Here is a 15,459-nt window from a genome sequence, read left to right as displayed (position 1 = left end):
TTCAGGGCAGGGCGGGCGGCGTGGGAACGGCCGTGCTGCCGGTGCGCTGCCCGATGGAGATGGTCCACAGCTTGGCCCAGGTGCCATCGGCTTCGATTTTCTTCAGGAAGGCGTTGATGAAGGCCACGCCGTCCGAGCCCTTGGGCAGGCCGATGCCGTAGGAATCCTGGGCGCCAAAGGGCGCGCCTGCCAGCCGCGCGTCGCCGGTGCCCAGGCTCAGGGTGTTGAGCAGCAGCGTGTAGTCGGTCACATAGGCATCCACACGGCCCTGGCGCAGGGAGTCCAGCGCCTCCTGGTGGGTCTGGAACTCCTGCACGACCGCCTTGGGCGCGTGCTGCGCCAGGATGGCGGGGCCCGTGGAGCCGGCCTGCGTGGCCACCTTCTTGCCTGCCAGATCGCTGTACGACTGCACGGTCTTGTTGCTTGCCTTGACCAGCACTCCGGCCTGCGAGGTGTAGTAGGGGCCGGCAAACGAGATCTTCTCGGCGCGTGCGGGGGTGATGGAGTAGGTGGCGATCACCATGTCCGCCTGGTTGTTGATGAGCACCTGCTCGCGCGTGGACGAGGTCACCTGTGCGAACTGGTACTTGGACGCATCGCCCAGGATGTAGCGCGTGAGCAGCTGGGCCAGGCCTGCGTCGAAGCCGCGGATCTTGCCGTCCTTCTCGTTGAGCAGGGAGAACAGATTCGAGGTCTGGGTGCTGCCCAGGCGCAGCGTGCCGGTCTGCTTGATCTTGCTGGCCCAGGTGCTGGAGGCGATGGTCGCGGCGTCGGCGACGGGGCCTTGCGCCACCAGGGCGTCAAACGCCGCTGTGTTCAGGGGCGCGCCCTGCGCAAAAAGCGATCCACTGCCCACGATCGCCAGCGTCACCACGGTGGATTTCAGAATGGATTTGATGGGCATGTGGTCTTCCTGCTTGGTCTGTGATGTAAATCTGGGGATGGCTGCCAGGGGCAAGGGCCGATTATGGCGACTCGCGGCCCTTGCTGCCGCACAAGGGCTCAGTCCCTGGTCACGCGCCGGTCATGCGCCGGTCACGTGCCGGCCATGCGCCGACCGGGCGCGATGGTGGGGGCTGCGGCATTGAGCGTCTCGATCGCATAGCCGGCCGCTGCCTTGTAGCGGGCCATGAAGCCCTCGCGCTCCTCGCGCGGCAGCACCTCGTCGATATGGTCGAAGACGCCGCCGCAGCGCTCGTCCACCAGCCCCAGCAGGCCGAAGGGGCCGGCCCCGCGGTTGCGCAGCACCAGGGCCGAGATGTCCTTGCACAGCCTGTCGTCATAGGCGCGCAGCGCCTGCGGGCCCACGCCGTGGTCCAGCAACTGCGCCCCCAGCACGCGCGCGTCCACGATGGCCTGGCTGGCGCCGTTGGAGCCCACTGGGTACATCACATGCGCCGCATCGCCCAGCAAGGCCACGCGGCCGTCCACCCAGGTGGGCACGGGGTCGCGGTCGATCATGGGGTACTCGAAGACATCCGTGGCGCCGCGCAGCATGGCCGGCACGTCCAGCCAGCCGTAGTCCCAGCCGTCGAAGTGGTGGATGAATTCCTCCAGCGCCACGCGCCGGTTCCAGTCGCCTTGCTGCCAGCCGCCGTCGTTGTCCACCGTGATCTCGGCGATCCAGTTGATGGTGGCCAGGCCCGTGACGGGGTCCGGCGGCGTGATGGGGTACAGCACCACGCGATGGCGCAGCGAGCCCACGCCCACGAAGGACGCACCGGTGCGCACCGGCACGCCCGGCGTGGTGCCGCGCCACATGATGGCGCCGCCCCACTGGATGGGCGGCTGCGCGGGGTGCATCTGCGCGCGCACGGCCGAGTGCAGGCCATCGGCCGCCACCAGCAGCGAGCCCTGCACCTCCAGCCGCTGGCCATCGCGGGTGTCGATGAGCGCGGTCACGCCCTCGGCATCCTGCCGGTAGCCCACCACGCGCCGGCCCAGCTGCACGGCGTCGTCGCCCAGGCGCTCCCGCACGGCGTTGAACAGCATCATCTGCAACTGCCCGCGGTGCACCGCGTACTGAGGCCAGTGGTAGCCCGCCTGCAGCCCGCGCGGCTCGGCATATACCTCGTTGCCGTTGCGGCCCACCAGCGCCCATTCCCGCGCCTGCAGGCCGATGGTGTCCAGCACATCGTTGCCGAAACCCAGATCATGCAGTTCCCGCACCGCGTTCGGCTGCAGGTTGATGCCCACGCCCAGCGGCTGCAACTGCGCCACCGACTCGAACACGATGCAGGGCACGCCGATCTGGTGCAGCGTGAGGGCGGTGGCCATGCCACCGATGCCGCCGCCGGCAATGAGCACGGGGCGGGATGGATTGTTGTGTGAAGCAGCAGCAGACATGCCGGGATTGTCCATGCAATGGCTGCGGGCGGATGTCCCATCTGCGGCGCGTGCATGGCGCAAACAATGTATGATGATCATCATGCGAAACACAAATTCCAGCGCCCGGGCCTCCGCCAAGGAGGCCACGCATGAGCGCATCGTCTCCGTGGCGGCGCGTGCCATCCGCCGCAGCGGCTATGGCGGCACCGGGGTGGCTGACATCATGAAGGAGGCGGGCCTGACGCACGGCGCCTTCTACGCCCATTTCGCCTCGCGCGACGCCATGCTGGCCGAAGCGGCGGGCAAGGCCTGCGCCGAGTCCTGCGCCGCCGTCGCCGACGTGGTGGCCAAGGCACCGCCCGGCATGGTGCTGCAGGCCATGCTGGCCGCCTATCTTTCCAAGGAACATGTCCAGCGCGCCGAGGTGGGCTGCCCCCTGGCGGCCTTGGGTTCCGAGACCTCGCGCCAGGCGCCGGAGGTGCGCCGCGTGGCCACGGGCCACATCAAGGAAATGGTCGATCTCATCGCCCGCCAATCGCCGGACTGGGGACAGCCCGGTGCCCATGAGCGCGCGCTCGTCACCTTGTCCACCATGGTCGGCAGCCTGCTGCTGGCACGGGCGGTGGACGATCCGGCCCTGTCCGACAGCCTGCGCGAGGCAGCACTCAAGCACCTGGCGCCGGCCGGCCAGTGATGGCGCATGCCCTGTGCATGTGCCTGGATTTTTTTCGTCTTTACATATGATGATCATCATATAAAGGAAAGCCATGAAGGCATTCATTCTGGAAAGCTATGGAGCGAACCGCGCCTTGCAACTGGCAGAAGTACCCGAGCCGCAGCTGCGTGACGACGAAGTCCTGGTCCAGGTCCATGCCGCAGGCGTGAACCAGCTGGACTCCAAGATCAGGGACGGGCAATTCAAGCTCATCCTGCCCTATCGCCTGCCCCTGATCCTGGGCCACGACGTGGCCGGTGTGGTGGTCAAGGCCGGCCCGCGCGTGCGGCAGTTCAAGCCCGGCGATGAGGTCTATGCACGCACGGACGATTTCCGGATCGGTACGTTCGCGGAGTTCGTGCCGGTCAAGGAGTCGTCGCTGGCGCCAAAACCCAAGGGGCTCACGATGGAAGAGGCCGCCTCCATCCCCCTGGTGGGCCTGACGGCCTGGCAGGCACTGGTGGAGACAGCGAAGCTGACGAAGGGGCAAAGGGTCTTCATCCAGGCCGGCTCCGGCGGCGTGGGCACGTTCGCCATCCAGCTGGCCAGGCACCTGGGCGCCACTGTGGCCACCACCACGAGCGCGGCCAACTTCGAGCTGGTCAGGAGCCTGGGTGCGGATGTCGTCATCGACTACCGCACGCAGGACTTCGAGGACGTCCTGCGCGACTACGACGTGGTGCTGAACAGCCAGGACGGCAAGACGCTTGGCAAATCCCTGCGCGTTCTCAAGGGCGGCGCGAAGCTGGTCTCCATCTCCGGCCCACCCGATCCCGCATTTGGCAGAAACATCGCGGCGCCCGCATTCGTGCGGCTGGTGATGCGGCTGCTCAGCTCCGGCATCAGGCGCCGGGCGCGAGGCCGTGGCATTGACTACTCCTTCCTCTTCATGCGGGCCAACGGCGCACAGCTGCGCGAGATCACCCGCCTCATCGAAGCGGGCGCCATCCGCCCGGTCGTGGACAAGGTCTTCGCATTCGAGTCCACCAACGAGGCCCTTGCCTATGCCGAAGCCGGCCATGCCAAGGGCAAGGTCGTCATCAAGATCCATTGAATCTGTTTCCCCCCCCCTGGAGTGCTCCATGAAAATTGAAAACGCTGTTGTTCTCGTCACCGGCGCCAATCGCGGCATCGGCCTGGCTTTCGCACGCGAGCTGCTTGCCCGTGGCGCCCGCAAGGTCTACGCCGGCGCGCGCGACCCCGCCACCGTCACCCAGCCCGGCGTGCATGCCCTGCAACTGGACGTGAACCGCCCGCAGGACGTGGCCGCCGCCGCGGCGCAGGCGTCGGACGTCACGCTGGTGATCAACAACGCCGGCATCGCCCAGCCCGGCGGCTTCATGGCGCCCGACAGCGAAGAGGTCGCCAGGCGCATCTTCGAGACCAACTTCTTCGCCGTGCTGCGCATGAGCCAGGCCTTCGCGCCGGTTCTCAAGGCCAACGGCGGCGGAGCCTTGCTCAATGTGCTGTCGGTAGCCTCCTGGGTGAACGGCGGCGAGCTGGCCGCCTATTCGGCCAGCAAGTCGGCCGCCTGGTCGCTCACCAACGCCCTGCGCAGCGAGCTTGCAGGGCAGAAGACACAGGTGCTGGGCCTGCACATGGCCTATGTCGACACGGACCTCACGCGCGGGCTTGACGCGCCGAAGTCCAGCCCCGAGGACATCGTCAGCCGCGCGCTGGATGGACTGGAGGCCGGGCTCGACGAAGTGCTGGCCGACGAGCTCACCCAGCAGGTCAAGCGCGGCATGACGGCGGCCCGGCCAAGCTATCTGCCGCAGGGCGCCTGAGATCGGACCGTGCCCGGTTGGCTGCGCTTTTTCGGCAACCGGGCGCGGCGGCCAGTCATGGGTGCCCATCCGCATGGGGTGGCATGGGTTGGCACGATCGGTCGGCGCCGGCTTGGCCTATATTTCCATATTTGTTGAAATATCGTATGATTCGCCCATGGATGAATCTGAAGTCGTCGAATCCCTGGCCGCGCTTGCCCACCCCCTGCGGCTGCGCATCTTCCGCGCGCTCGTCGTGGCCGGGCCCGAGGGGCTGACGCCGGGCGTCATGGCAGAAAGCCTGGGCGCCGCCAACACCACGCTGTCTTTCCATCTCAAGGAGCTGACCCGCTCGGGCCTAGTGACGCAGGAGCGGGCCAGCCGCAACCTGGTGTACCGCGCCGCCTATGAGCGCATGAACGGCCTGCTCGGCTTCCTGACGCAGAACTGCTGTGCAGGTGCGTCATGCGAGGTGGCCGACATGTCCTGCAAGTCCTGCTGACGCTGCTCCCCGGTTTCCCCGCCCCGAACACTTCCTGCCATGACTTCCGACAAACCCCTGAACGTCCTGTTTCTGTGCACGCACAACTCTGCCCGGAGCATCCTGGCGGAAGGCCTTCTGAATCACCTCGGCGGCGGGCGCTTCAAGGCCTACTCCGCAGGCAGCAGCCCCCGCGACAACCAGCAGCCCCATCCGCTGGCGATTGCGGCGCTGGAGCAGGCGGGCGTGTGCACCGAAGGCCTGCGCAGTAAAAGCTGGGACGAGTTCAGCGCGCCTGATACGCCCCCTATGGACCTGGTCATCACCGTCTGCGACAGCGCCGCTGGCGAGGCATGCCCCTATTGGCCGGGCCAGCCCGCCACCGCGCACTGGGGCTACGCGGACCCGTCGCAGGCCGAAGGAAGCGACCAAGGCCGGCAGGCCGCATTCCGCCAGACCCTGCTGGCCATGCGGCAGCGCCTGGAGCGGCTCGTCAACCTGCCGCCATCTTCCCTGGCCAGGCACGCGCTGCAGCAGTCTGCCCGCGACCTGGCCCGTGACTGAAGCCTGCCACTGACACCTGCCACCGACGCCCACCACCGACACCGCTGCGGCTCCCTCTGCCGCCTGCACATCCCCGAAGAAAACAGCACATGCTTGCGGCCCTCCTGATCTTTGCAGCCACCCTTGTCCTGGTCATCTGGCAGCCCGCAGGCCTGGGCATCGGCTGGAGCGCGTCGCTCGGCGCCATCGTGGCACTGGCCCTGGGGGTGGTGCACTGGGCCGATGTCGCCGTCGTCTGGGGCATCGTCTGGAACGCAACCGCCACCTTCGTGGCGGTCATCATCATCAGCCTGCTGCTGGACGAGGCCGGGTTCTTCGAATGGGCTGCACTGCACGTGGCCCGCTGGGGGCGCGCAAGCGGCAGGCGCCTGTTTGCCTTCATCGTGCTGCTGGGCGCCGTGGTGTCTGCGGTCTTCGCCAACGATGGCGCCGCGCTCATCCTGACGCCCATCGTGATGGCCATGCTGGTGGCCCTGGGCTTTTCTGCCGCAAGCACCCTGGCATTCGTCATGGCGGCAGGGTTCATCGCGGACACGGCCAGCCTGCCGCTGGTGGTGTCCAACCTGGTCAACATCGTCTCGGCGGACTTCTTCGGCATCGGCTTCAACGACTATGCATCGGTCATGGTGCCGGTGAACCTGGTTGCCGTGGCCGCCAGCCTGGGCGTGCTGTTCCTGTTCTTCCGCAAGGATCTGCCCCGCACCTACGCCTTGGAGCGCCTGCAGCCGCCATCGGCCGCCATCCGGGACCTGGCCACCTTCCGCGCAGGTTGGGCCGTGCTGGCGCTGTTGATGCTGGGCTTCTTCGGGCTGGAGCCGCTGGGCGTTCCCGTCAGCGCGGTGGCCGCGGCCTGTGCGCTGCTCTTGCTGGCCGTCGCCGCCCATGGCCGGGTCATCAGCGCAGGCCGGGTCCTGAAGGGCGCGCCATGGCAGATCGTCGTGTTCTCGCTGGGCATGTACTTGGTGGTCTACGGACTGCGCAACGCTGGGCTGACCGGCGCCCTGGCCAAGGTGCTGGAAGTCTTTGCAGGCGGCGGCGTGTGGGGCGCCGCAATAGGCACCGGCTTTCTGTCGGCGGGCCTGTCTTCCGTGATGAACAACATGCCCACGGTGCTGGTGGGCGCCCTGTCCATCGAACACTCCGGGGCCACGGGGCTGGTGAAGGAAGCCATGGTCTATGCCAATGTGATCGGCTGTGACCTCGGCCCCAAGATCACGCCCATCGGCAGCCTGGCCACCTTGCTCTGGCTCCATGTGCTGGCCCGCAAGGGCATGACGATTGGCTGGGGCTACTACCTGCGCGTCGGCATCGTCCTGACCCTTCCGGTCCTTGCCATCACGCTGGTCGCGCTTGCCTTGCGGCTGAGTGTGGGCTGAGTGTGGTCTGAACGCCGGCCGGCGCGCTGGCGCATCAGCTGCTGCCGTCCTGCGCAGGCATCGGCACATTGGCGCGGCGTTCAAACAGGTGGGCCATGGCCTTTGCCGCCGCCTCGGCCGCTTCGGCGCGGCGCATCTCGGCCGCGTCCTCGAACCCGCAGCCCATGGCCTGGGCCTCGGTGCCCGCGTAGTCGGCCAGCGTCTCGGCGCTGTCGCGGATGCTTTGCAGGGCGCGGGCCACCACGTCCATGTGGCGATGGCCTTTGGGCGTCTCCAGCCATGCCAGGGCCAGCTGGGCGATGGCGGAGATCTCTGCACAGCCTTGCTGCACTAGATGGTCTACCTGGGTGAGGGCGTTGGACAGCTGCCGGGTGCTGTGGCTGTCTGTGGTGGGGGTGGGCTGGGCGGGCTTCATGCCATGTCCCTCCGCAGTTGGCCGGGCACAAAGGGCTGGCATGAGGGAGGGGCTGCGCCAAAAGACGGCGCGCAGGCGAGAGAAACGGCGTTCATTGTTCCGTGCTCCATTGCGGATCGAATCCACAGGCCATTGCATCTGCATTGACTGATGGATTCGGTGTACCAAGCCTCGCTTTCGGAGAGGCTGTGCCGCTATACGACGGATGTTTTGAAGCATCAGCCCCGGGACAGGGGGCCGGGGCGGATGATAGCGCGGGAGGGGAGGGGGCGCGACGTTTTTGGGGAGGCAGCTCGTAGCGGTGGAGTTGTCTGCTGTCGGCCCTAAGTCACCATTCGCGCAGTTGGTGTCGATGACAGCGATGCAGCGATTGCTGGCACTCATGCCCGTATCGTCAGCTTTCGATCAAGGCCGCATATCAGTCATCCGAGCACCAAGGGTCAACCCAGCCCAGCGACGGAAGTAGCCGGCGATGATCCAGGGGACTCCTGGAAATCCGCTATCGCGGCCCACGGATAGGCGCTGGCGACACAAAGCCGGCGTTCAGCGCATTCCACAGGAGCCGCGACGACTTCGCAGGTGTGTACCGTCATACTTCACGCAACGCTGAATCATTTGCAAAGTTGCCATGTACACACTCCGCACATCACGTCCTGAAGATGGCGCCGCCCTGGTTGACCTTTGGCGGCGTTCCGTAGACGCCACCCATCACTTTCTCAGTCCCGATGATCGAAAGGCCATTGATGCCGAAGTGGTCGAGTTTCTGCCTCATGCGCCGGTGACTGTTGCTGTCGATGAACATGACCAGCCCCATGGCTTCATGCTGATCGATGGCACGCACATGGAGGCGCTGTTCATCGATCCGGATGTCCGTGGCACCGGCATCGGCCGCAGGTTGTTGCAGCATGGATTGGCGCTGCACGGGCAATTGAGCACAGACGTCAACATGCAGAACTCCCAAGCGGTTGGCTTCTATCAACGGATGGGGTTCGTTGAAACTGGACGTTCGGAGGTGGATTCGCAGGGACGCCCTTATCCTCTTATTCACCTGCGATACCAGGGCTAGCTGGAAGCAGGCCGCAGCTCGCATGGGGCCTGCCTTGCAGCAGCAGCAACCCCTTACTGTGGACGGCTGCCCCCTTGGCTGACGCTCAGATACACGGTCGGCAACCACCGTTTTTGTACGCTTTGAATTTGATGGATAGACAACCAGATACAGGCATGAATTTGAAATTTAAGCGGCTCACTGAAGTTGATCCGGCTCATATTGTTTCGCTGAACAACAATCCAGATGTGCTGCGACAAATGCCGCTTGGAAGTGCGAATTTCGACCTGGCGAAAGCAAATGAATGGGCTCGGCAAAAGGATGCCCAGTGGCAGCAATACGGCTATGGGCCATGGGCGTTTGAAATTGATCAGCAATTTGCCGGCTGGGGCGGCTTGCAGTACGAGGAAGGTGATGCCGACCTCGCTTTGGTGCTTCACCCCAAGTTCTGGGGAAGTGGCAAGGCCATCTATCAAGAGATAGTGAAACGTGCATTCACTGGCTTGGGGCTGAACTCCATCACGATTTTGCTGCCACCTTCAAGAACCAGAATAAAAGGGATTCTCAAGCTGGGATTTCGGCCAGATGGCGCATTGGATATCGAGGGGACCCGTTTTTTGCGCTATCGCCTGCATGCACCCGGCAAACCCGCTTGACCAGATCTTTGAGCAGCGCGTCTTGATCCCACGCGCTCATACCTTGGCGAGGAAAGCCGCCGCATCACCCGCTTCACACTTCCAGTCTGCGAAGACCCCAACCAGGTTGCATGCCTTCCGCGTCGGCAAGCACGGTCAAACGTCTAAACGCACCTCGAGCGCCTGATCGGCTGCTGGCGGCATACTGCGTGTGAGAACAAGACAGACCAGCCAGGGAGGGCGGATGCGGGTGATGCAGGATGCGGCGAATGGGTTGAGAGAGGCTGTCCTGAAGGTGATCGAGGCAGCGGCATCGGGCGTGCCCGGTGAAGCGGCTAGGGCAGCTTTGGCGGAGCGGACGGAGGCTTTGCCTCTGGACCGCATGGCACAGTGGGAGCAGGTGATACGGGGCGCTGTGGATGCGTACCGGGGGGCGGGACCGGTCGGCAAGCATTTGCTTCGCCATCCGGGCACGGCATGGATTGCTTTGTGCAGCGGCAGTGGTTTCGACCGGGAGCATGCGCTGCGTGCCGTGCTGGCCGGGCCTGCGGCGACTACCTTATGGACCTTGATGTTGAAGGGTTGGTTGCCGCGCGTGGGCCGCGCGACCAGTGAGGTAGTTCCTCCCGTGAGTGTCTTCGTACTGGCGCTAGCAGTGCGTCGGCTGAACGACTGGGTTCCGCAGGTGCGCAGCGCGGCTAGGCAGTGCCTGCCGGCGCTGGCCACCGCTGCTGGATCGGAAAAGACAGGGGAAGCCTTCAGGGCGGTGCTGCCTTTCTGGACGGAGTGGGGCCGCCTGGAGGCGGTGGACCGGCAGGTGCTGGATCAGTTGCTGGAGCAACCCGGTGTAGCAGATGGAATACGGCACATGGTGATCTCCGGAACATCGGGCCCGATGGCCGAACTGCTGGCGCAAGTGTCACGAACGGCGGTGCTGGATGCGCACTGGAACACGATTGCGCGGGATGCGATCCAGCCCGCTGTGCGTGCGCGGGCCTATCGCGCACTGCTGATGGGCAAAGTGCTCTGGTTGCAGGAGCGCCGCTGGCGGTGGATTCACAAGGGGCTTTACTTAGGCCGAATGGAAGCGGTCTTCGGGCAGCGACATCTGGATGTCGCCGTCCCCTTTCTGGAGACCTTGGCCAGCGCTGCCGGCGACCGTTCCGCCTATGTCCGGCGGGAGGCTGCGGAGGCGCTGTCCCGTGAGATGAAGGCGCTGGGAGGCAAGGCGCTTCCCGTTGCCTTGCAACTGGCGGCGGACCCTGTGCCATCCATCGCTCAACGGGGCCGCTATGTTCTGGAGCGGCTGGAGCCGGCGGGTTGAAGGCGCGTGTGCGGGCAAGTCAATCGCGGGGTGGTGTGGCCAATCGTCCCGCACCGCGCGTCACCGGGCGTCGGCCCAGAATCGAGTGTCAAGGACAGCAAAAATGCAGGCAACGGTTTGGGAGACATTTCTCTTTGTCGCCCCGCTCCCCATCATTGGAGTAACGATTTTCCTACTATCTGTTCGGAGGAAAAGGCAAAAGCGCGCGGCCGCGAAGTCGGCTCACAATGCAGAGGCGTTGGCCACTATTCCCATCGGAAAGGAACTCAGCGAGCGGACTGCTGAACTTCTCCAGCAGGGACTACAACTCTGTTATCGCCATCGCGACTACTGCGGCATGGGCCTTCGGGAGTTCGATGGCACCTTTGTATACGGCACAGTGGTGGACGGGCATTTGCTCACGCCTAGAGAATCGCAGAAGGAACTCGCTGCCTACCCAAACCACAGGGACGAGCGAACAGAATTTCAGAGTGCGGAGCTTTTCATCACGTGGCTCTCGCAGCAGTGCGACGCCTCGCTTGCCGGCGATGGCAATCAGCGGCTAACGCGAACTCGGCTCTTGAAGGCACATGACTTCTGCCGCAACAACCCACAGGAATGCTGGCCGGACTACGCCGGGTGAGTGGACGACTGCTTTCAAGCAAAACCTACGCCCGCGTCGGGTCGAGAGTCGTCGTCTGGTTGTCTCCGCTGAACGTTGGCAACCAGCCTGCAGCTGCCGTCGGCAAGGACGGCAGTGCAGCGGTTGCCGTCATTGATACAGCCAGGTCCACCGACCACCTCATGACACTCCTCGGCCGCTCTAGTCTGCGAGCAGGAACCCCGGGAGGCACGCGCTCATACCTTGGCGAGGAAGGCCGCCGCATCACCCGCTTCACACTTCCAGTCTGCGAAGACCCCAACCAGGTTGCATTCCACGCAGTGGCAAGCGATGTAGTACCAGCGCACGTCGTGTGTGCCCTCGTACACGGAGACGCCGGACACCAGTTCGAACGTCTCGTTCTCGCACACGCACTCGTGTGCCTCGGGGGTGGCCTCTTCAACATATTCCGCGCTGTCGCCCATCAGGTGTTCCTGCCCGCAGTCGGTGCAGGTGCGGATGGCCACGCCGGCTTCTTCATCCGTCTGCAGCGCAAAAGTCCGGCACCCGCAATCGCATTTGGACGAGGCAAACCGGACGGCCTCATGGCCATTCGCAACGCTGTAGCTGCGCAGCTCGGCTTGGGTGTCGCCGGAAGTTGTTCCGTACCAGAACTCGCCCTTCTTCGTCAGTGCCATTGATACTGTTCCATTCTTCAAGTTGGGCCTCTCGGCAGACCTGACGCCAAGCGTTCCCGATGTTCCGGATTTTGCCTGATGGCACGGTGAATCGTTGCCAAGGGGCCGGGCCGAGGTGGTCGCCGACAAGGGCTGCGGAAACCCCTGGATGCCGATTCTTGGAGATTGCAGCCAGAGACCATCAAGTTCAACTGTTGATCGCCGCCGATGTTCGATGTTGAAGCTCCTGCGTCAGCTCTCAGCCTGAGACCATTGTTCGGAAACCTGCAGCTGCCGGCTGCTCCGCAGCGGTTGCTGCCGCCCAGGGCCTCCTCGCGAGCTCGCTGCCGGTGCCGCGCGTCAGCAGCCGTGTGCACGCTTGTGCGAAAGGAAGAATCGCAGCATCTCGGCGCTGGCGTCGATTCCTCCTGGCGTGGTGTAGCTGCCCTCTGAGCTGCCGCCGGACCATGCGTGGCCTGCGCCATGCAGTTGCCAGTGTTCAATGGCGGTACTTCCGTCGGCTGCGACATAGGCAGAGCGGGTGAATCGCTGGCCGTTCGGCGCATGGCCCTGGATGACGCGAGGTGCGCCTTGGGGACTTTGCGCGCTGCGTGCAGCATTCACCACGGCCGCGCCGTTGTCGTGGTGCACCGTCGTGTCGGCATCGCCGTGAAACACGATCACCGGACACACGCTGGGACCGCTGGCCGAGCCTGATGCTGCGCCTCTTCGCATCGCCTCGAGGGCTGATGGCAGATTGGACGCAGCACCGGCGGGCAAGCCCGAATGCACGCCCACGGCGGCGAACAGCTCAGGATAGGTGCGTCCCAATATGTCCGCCATTGCACCGCCAGCCGATAGTCCGGCGACATAGACACGCGATGCGTCCGCGCCATGGTCAGCCACCATCTGGCGTGTGAGGCCCGCCAGCAGTGCTGGCTCGCCCCGGCCCCGCTGCTGATGCTGGGCCTTGAACCAGTTCCAGCATTTTTGCGAGTTCGCATGCTGTGTTTGTTCAGGATAGAGCACCAATACACCAGCCCTGCGTGCCTGGTCATTCATGCGCGTGCCGGCGGCGAAGTCTTCCGGCCCTTGGGTGCAACCGTGCAGCATGAGGACGAGCGGCCGAGGCCCCGCTTCAAGTGCACTGCCTGGCGGCACATAAAGCCGATAGGCCAGCTGCCGGCCTCCGTGCGAGTAGCTGCCGCGCAGCCATTGCTCGTCGCCGGAGGTGTCTGCCTGCGATGAGCCCGCAGGCACGGCGAGTTCGGGAGCATCGTCGATGAAACGGGCTTCGGCATCGACGATCCAGCCTTCTTCCCTGTGACTGGTTGCGGCTGTCTTGCCGTGGGGCGCGGGCGCGCTTTCGCCTCGCAACGTGCGCTGAATCAGCTCGGTTGCTTCCAGCAAATTGCCAGTGCGCGTCAGGCGTGTAGCCTCGCCCAGCATGTCGTGAAAAAGCTGTTTCATGGAATGGTTCTCAGGTAATGCGGCCGGCCAGAGCGGCACGAACGGCGGGGCTGGCCTGGAGCGCTCCCAGCACCGTGATGGATTCGATGGTTTCTGCGGCCAGCTGCGCAGGCACGTCCTGCGCGATGCTGGCCAAGCCCAGCACCCGGATCTGCAGCTTTTCCCCGGCAGCCTGCACCCGCATGAGATCGGCCTGGGAGAAATGCTGCATACCCAGGACCAGCATCTTGCGGGCGACGACCTGTTGCAACGCGTCCGCGTGGCTGCGCAGGTGATTGCGTATCGCTGTACGGATGAAATCACTGCGGTTTGCGTAGAAGCCTTCGGCGACCAGCAGGTCGATTTGGCCCAGGTCGACATAGCCCAGATTGATGGTGAGCTTCTCGGATTCGCTGACGCGAGGGGTGGAGGTGGTTGTGACCATAGAACATCCTTATGCCATCCATATGGATGGTTTGAGGATGGTTTCAAGGCCTGATGTTTCAATTTGGCGCTGCACGTCGTGTGGTGTCCGGTGGACGGGCTCTCCAGCGTGTCCGTTGCCATCATTGCCCTGTCACGTCTGGGCCGTAGGGTGGCCGAGCCGGGCCACCGCGCCCGGCGTTGCTCAGCCATGCGCCAGGAGGCTCCATGCAAGATTTGCAGGCAGGCTCGCCGCACGGCCCTTGCGTTTGGGGCCAGCCCGGCGAACGGTTCAATACCTGGAGTCATCTGGCAGCCCTGCCCGTGGGCCTGGCGGCCAGTGTGGTTCTCATCTGCGAAACGGTGGCCGGCGGCGATGCGCGCAAGATTGTGGGCGCTGTGGTGTTTGGCCTGTCTCTGGCGGCGCTGTTTGGCGCATCGGCCCTCTTTCATGGCTGTACCGGGGTGCGCAAGCGTTTCTGGCAGCGCCTCGACCACGCCTGCATTTACCTGCTGATTGCCGGCAGCCACACGCCCTTTTCCCTGATGGCGCCCCCTGGCTTGTGGGCTTGGCTGCTGCTTGGCGGCGTATGGGGGCTCGCATTCCAGGGTGCGATACGTGCACTGGGTTTAGATTCGCCGCCGCGCCTGTCCCTGTACATCAGCCTTGGCTGGCTCAGCTTGGGGGGCGCGGTGCCGGTGGCCTTTGGCCATGGTGCGCAGACCCTGGCCTGGCTGCTCGCCGGCGGACTGCTCTATTCGGCAGGAACGGTGTTCTACCGTCGTCTGGCGAGCATGCGCCACGCGCACGGCATCTGGCATCTGTTCGTGGTTGCCGGCAGCGCCTGCCATACCGTCGCGGTAGCCGGTTTGCTCGCCTGACCTCCTGCCATTCATGGCTTCGACACCCTGCCGTCCTGATGAGGCTGTTTGCTTACGCAATTTCGGCGGAGCGGACCTCATGGAAAATTCTGGTGTGGGCTTAAAACATGGTCGAGGCGGGGTGCATCTATCTCTTCCTCATCTTCGAGGAGAAGGCCATGACTGCATCGATTTCACTGAGGTCACTGCTTGGCAGGCCTCAGGACCCTGATCTTGCCGATCAGGCGGTCCCAGGGCACGGCGTTCCTTCGCAGGACCCCGACCAGGCAGCACAGATTCGAATGGGCAAGGCAGAGGCCTTGCGGGAGTCCAAATCAACCATGGTGGCCGGGTTCATGATTTTTGGCGCAGCACTGGGGTCTGTACTTGGCGCGGCCGTGGGAGGACCGGTTGGAATATTCGTGGGGGGCGCTGTCGGTGGCCTGGTGGGCGCCGGATGCGGGGAGGCGGCTGGAGCCACGTGGATCAAACACAAGGATTGATGGACCGGCCGAATGCAGAAACCCGTCCTTTGCGTCCATTGAAATCAAAAAGGGCCCGAGGGCCCTTTTTCGTTACGGAGCGGCTGGATTACTGCTTCGGTTGCCCTTGATGGGCTTGCTTCTTTTGCTCTTCAGCGGAGCCCGGCTGGTGCTGCTTGGGAGCAGTTTGCTGTGGCTGGGGCTTGCTGGGCTGGCCAACGGGCTGCTGGCTTTTGCCTGGCGTGTTCTGGGAAACGGACATGTGAAACTCCTATGGTCTTCAAAAGCCAAGATGGCTCCTGAAAGTCCACTGTGTTCCTGGTCCAGGCGATGGGATG

18 protein-coding genes are annotated in these 15,459 nt (G+C 64.5%); 12 read left to right on the top strand and 6 right to left on the bottom strand.

What is annotated here, in order from left to right:
- Position 1 precedes the first annotated feature (1 nt).
- Both ACUTR7_RS17295 and ACUTR7_RS17290 read right to left on the bottom strand, forming a co-directional pair.
- Entirely contained in the window at positions 2-904 is a 903-nt protein-coding gene (locus tag ACUTR7_RS17295) for a glutamate ABC transporter substrate-binding protein (RefSeq protein ID WP_043782268.1), read from the bottom strand.
- Between the two features lie 131 nt (positions 905-1,035).
- The gene (locus ACUTR7_RS17290; RefSeq protein ID WP_269198762.1) at positions 1,036-2,346 is read right to left on the bottom strand and encodes a flavin-dependent oxidoreductase; all 1,311 of its coding nucleotides are present in this window, start codon (positions 2,344-2,346) and stop codon (positions 1,036-1,038) included.
- Between the two features lie 70 nt (positions 2,347-2,416).
- On the opposite strand from ACUTR7_RS17290, the gene ACUTR7_RS17285 reads away from it, so the two are divergent.
- The 6 genes from ACUTR7_RS17285 (at position 2,417) to ACUTR7_RS17260 (ending at position 7,230) form a co-directional block, all read left to right on the top strand.
- Entirely contained in the window at positions 2,417-3,022 is a 606-nt protein-coding gene (locus ACUTR7_RS17285; protein ID WP_013801880.1) for a TetR/AcrR family transcriptional regulator, read from the top strand.
- 73 nt (positions 3,023-3,095) lie between these two features.
- Positions 3,096-4,097, top strand: a complete 1,002-nt coding sequence (locus ACUTR7_RS17280) for an NADP-dependent oxidoreductase (protein WP_445609385.1) — start codon at positions 3,096-3,098, stop codon at positions 4,095-4,097.
- 28 nt (positions 4,098-4,125) lie between these two features.
- A complete protein-coding gene (locus ACUTR7_RS17275) occupies positions 4,126-4,830 on the top strand; it encodes an SDR family oxidoreductase (RefSeq protein ID WP_046989091.1) in 705 nt (234 codons plus the stop codon).
- A gap of 157 nt (positions 4,831-4,987) precedes the next feature.
- Positions 4,988-5,311, top strand: coding sequence for an ArsR/SmtB family transcription factor (locus ACUTR7_RS17270; protein ID WP_013801883.1), 324 nt, complete (start codon positions 4,988-4,990; stop codon positions 5,309-5,311).
- A 39-nt stretch (positions 5,312-5,350) separates the two neighbouring features.
- Positions 5,351-5,854 carry an arsenate reductase ArsC gene (locus tag ACUTR7_RS17265; protein ID WP_445609384.1) on the top strand — a complete coding sequence of 168 codons (504 nt, stop codon included), beginning with the start codon at positions 5,351-5,353 and terminating at the stop codon, positions 5,852-5,854.
- Positions 5,855-5,943: 89 nt separating this feature from the next.
- Positions 5,944-7,230, top strand: coding sequence for an arsenic transporter (locus tag ACUTR7_RS17260; protein WP_445609383.1), 1,287 nt, complete (start codon positions 5,944-5,946; stop codon positions 7,228-7,230).
- A 34-nt stretch (positions 7,231-7,264) separates the two neighbouring features.
- Here the strand turns inward: ACUTR7_RS17260 and ACUTR7_RS17255 are convergent, their stop codons facing one another.
- On the bottom strand, positions 7,265-7,645 hold the full coding sequence (locus tag ACUTR7_RS17255) for a hypothetical protein (RefSeq protein WP_445609382.1): 381 nt from the start codon (positions 7,643-7,645) through the stop codon (positions 7,265-7,267).
- A gap of 628 nt (positions 7,646-8,273) precedes the next feature.
- Here ACUTR7_RS17255 and ACUTR7_RS17250 point away from each other — a divergent pair.
- From ACUTR7_RS17250 to ACUTR7_RS17235, 4 genes are all read left to right on the top strand, one after another.
- Positions 8,274-8,711: an acetyltransferase gene (locus tag ACUTR7_RS17250; protein WP_216294393.1), complete on the top strand. Its 438-nt coding sequence runs from the start codon at positions 8,274-8,276 to the stop codon at positions 8,709-8,711.
- Positions 8,712-8,866: 155 nt separating this feature from the next.
- A complete protein-coding gene (locus tag ACUTR7_RS17245; RefSeq protein ID WP_123693844.1) occupies positions 8,867-9,346 on the top strand; it encodes a GNAT family N-acetyltransferase in 480 nt (159 codons plus the stop codon).
- Positions 9,347-9,569: 223 nt separating this feature from the next.
- On the top strand, positions 9,570-10,649 hold the full coding sequence (locus tag ACUTR7_RS17240; protein ID WP_445609381.1) for a hypothetical protein: 1,080 nt from the start codon (positions 9,570-9,572) through the stop codon (positions 10,647-10,649).
- 103 nt (positions 10,650-10,752) lie between these two features.
- On the top strand, positions 10,753-11,271 hold the full coding sequence (locus ACUTR7_RS17235) for a hypothetical protein (RefSeq protein WP_239971698.1): 519 nt from the start codon (positions 10,753-10,755) through the stop codon (positions 11,269-11,271).
- Positions 11,272-11,486: 215 nt separating this feature from the next.
- Here ACUTR7_RS17235 and ACUTR7_RS17230 read toward each other — a convergent pair whose 3' ends face one another.
- From ACUTR7_RS17230 to ACUTR7_RS17220, 3 genes are all read right to left on the bottom strand, one after another.
- Positions 11,487-11,927 carry a hypothetical protein gene (locus ACUTR7_RS17230; protein ID WP_065346235.1) on the bottom strand — a complete coding sequence of 147 codons (441 nt, stop codon included), beginning with the start codon at positions 11,925-11,927 and terminating at the stop codon, positions 11,487-11,489.
- A 339-nt stretch (positions 11,928-12,266) separates the two neighbouring features.
- On the bottom strand, positions 12,267-13,376 hold the full coding sequence (locus ACUTR7_RS17225; RefSeq protein WP_445609380.1) for an extracellular catalytic domain type 1 short-chain-length polyhydroxyalkanoate depolymerase: 1,110 nt from the start codon (positions 13,374-13,376) through the stop codon (positions 12,267-12,269).
- 10 nt (positions 13,377-13,386) lie between these two features.
- On the bottom strand, positions 13,387-13,800 hold the full coding sequence (locus tag ACUTR7_RS17220) for a CopG family transcriptional regulator (RefSeq protein ID WP_445609379.1): 414 nt from the start codon (positions 13,798-13,800) through the stop codon (positions 13,387-13,389).
- A gap of 206 nt (positions 13,801-14,006) precedes the next feature.
- Here ACUTR7_RS17220 and trhA point away from each other — a divergent pair, with 206 nt between their 5' ends.
- Together trhA and ACUTR7_RS17210 are read left to right on the top strand one after the other, a co-directional pair.
- Positions 14,007-14,660, top strand: a complete 654-nt coding sequence (trhA, locus tag ACUTR7_RS17215; RefSeq protein WP_445609378.1) for a PAQR family membrane homeostasis protein TrhA — start codon at positions 14,007-14,009, stop codon at positions 14,658-14,660.
- A gap of 158 nt (positions 14,661-14,818) precedes the next feature.
- The gene (locus ACUTR7_RS17210) at positions 14,819-15,142 is read left to right on the top strand and encodes a hypothetical protein (RefSeq protein ID WP_071957174.1); all 324 of its coding nucleotides are present in this window, start codon (positions 14,819-14,821) and stop codon (positions 15,140-15,142) included.
- Positions 15,143-15,459: the final 317 nt, after the last annotated feature.

Source organism: Delftia sp. NA_296.1 (assembly GCF_052692095.1).
The sequence above is the reverse complement of the archived record's forward strand: the minus strand, read 5'-3'. Positions and strand labels throughout refer to the sequence as shown.

Bases quoted from the DNA above. Each gene is read 5' to 3' on its own strand.
- ACUTR7_RS17265 (WP_445609384.1), top strand. From the start codon at position 5,351: ATGACTTCCGACAAACCCCTGAACGTCCTGTTTCTGTGCACGCACAAC.
- ACUTR7_RS17280 (WP_445609385.1), top strand. From the start codon at position 3,096: ATGAAGGCATTCATTCTGGAAAGCTATGGAGCGAACCGCGCCTTGCAA.
- ACUTR7_RS17235 (WP_239971698.1), top strand. From the start codon at position 10,753: ATGCAGGCAACGGTTTGGGAGACATTTCTCTTTGTCGCCCCGCTCCCC.
- ACUTR7_RS17255 (WP_445609382.1), bottom strand. From the start codon at position 7,645: ATGAAGCCCGCCCAGCCCACCCCCACCACAGACAGCCACAGCACCCGG.
- ACUTR7_RS17290 (WP_269198762.1), bottom strand. From the start codon at position 2,346: ATGTCTGCTGCTGCTTCACACAACAATCCATCCCGCCCCGTGCTCATT.
- ACUTR7_RS17270 (WP_013801883.1), top strand. From the start codon at position 4,988: ATGGATGAATCTGAAGTCGTCGAATCCCTGGCCGCGCTTGCCCACCCC.
- ACUTR7_RS17260 (WP_445609383.1), top strand. From the start codon at position 5,944: ATGCTTGCGGCCCTCCTGATCTTTGCAGCCACCCTTGTCCTGGTCATC.
- ACUTR7_RS17275 (WP_046989091.1), top strand. From the start codon at position 4,126: ATGAAAATTGAAAACGCTGTTGTTCTCGTCACCGGCGCCAATCGCGGC.
- ACUTR7_RS17285 (WP_013801880.1), top strand. From the start codon at position 2,417: ATGATGATCATCATGCGAAACACAAATTCCAGCGCCCGGGCCTCCGCC.
- ACUTR7_RS17225 (WP_445609380.1), bottom strand. From the start codon at position 13,376: ATGAAACAGCTTTTTCACGACATGCTGGGCGAGGCTACACGCCTGACG.
- ACUTR7_RS17245 (WP_123693844.1), top strand. From the start codon at position 8,867: ATGAATTTGAAATTTAAGCGGCTCACTGAAGTTGATCCGGCTCATATT.
- ACUTR7_RS17240 (WP_445609381.1), top strand. From the start codon at position 9,570: ATGCGGGTGATGCAGGATGCGGCGAATGGGTTGAGAGAGGCTGTCCTG.
- trhA (WP_445609378.1), top strand. From the start codon at position 14,007: ATGCAAGATTTGCAGGCAGGCTCGCCGCACGGCCCTTGCGTTTGGGGC.
- ACUTR7_RS17220 (WP_445609379.1), bottom strand. From the start codon at position 13,800: ATGGTCACAACCACCTCCACCCCTCGCGTCAGCGAATCCGAGAAGCTC.
- ACUTR7_RS17230 (WP_065346235.1), bottom strand. From the start codon at position 11,927: ATGGCACTGACGAAGAAGGGCGAGTTCTGGTACGGAACAACTTCCGGC.
- ACUTR7_RS17210 (WP_071957174.1), top strand. From the start codon at position 14,819: ATGACTGCATCGATTTCACTGAGGTCACTGCTTGGCAGGCCTCAGGAC.
- ACUTR7_RS17250 (WP_216294393.1), top strand. From the start codon at position 8,274: ATGTACACACTCCGCACATCACGTCCTGAAGATGGCGCCGCCCTGGTT.
- ACUTR7_RS17295 (WP_043782268.1), bottom strand. From the start codon at position 904: ATGCCCATCAAATCCATTCTGAAATCCACCGTGGTGACGCTGGCGATC.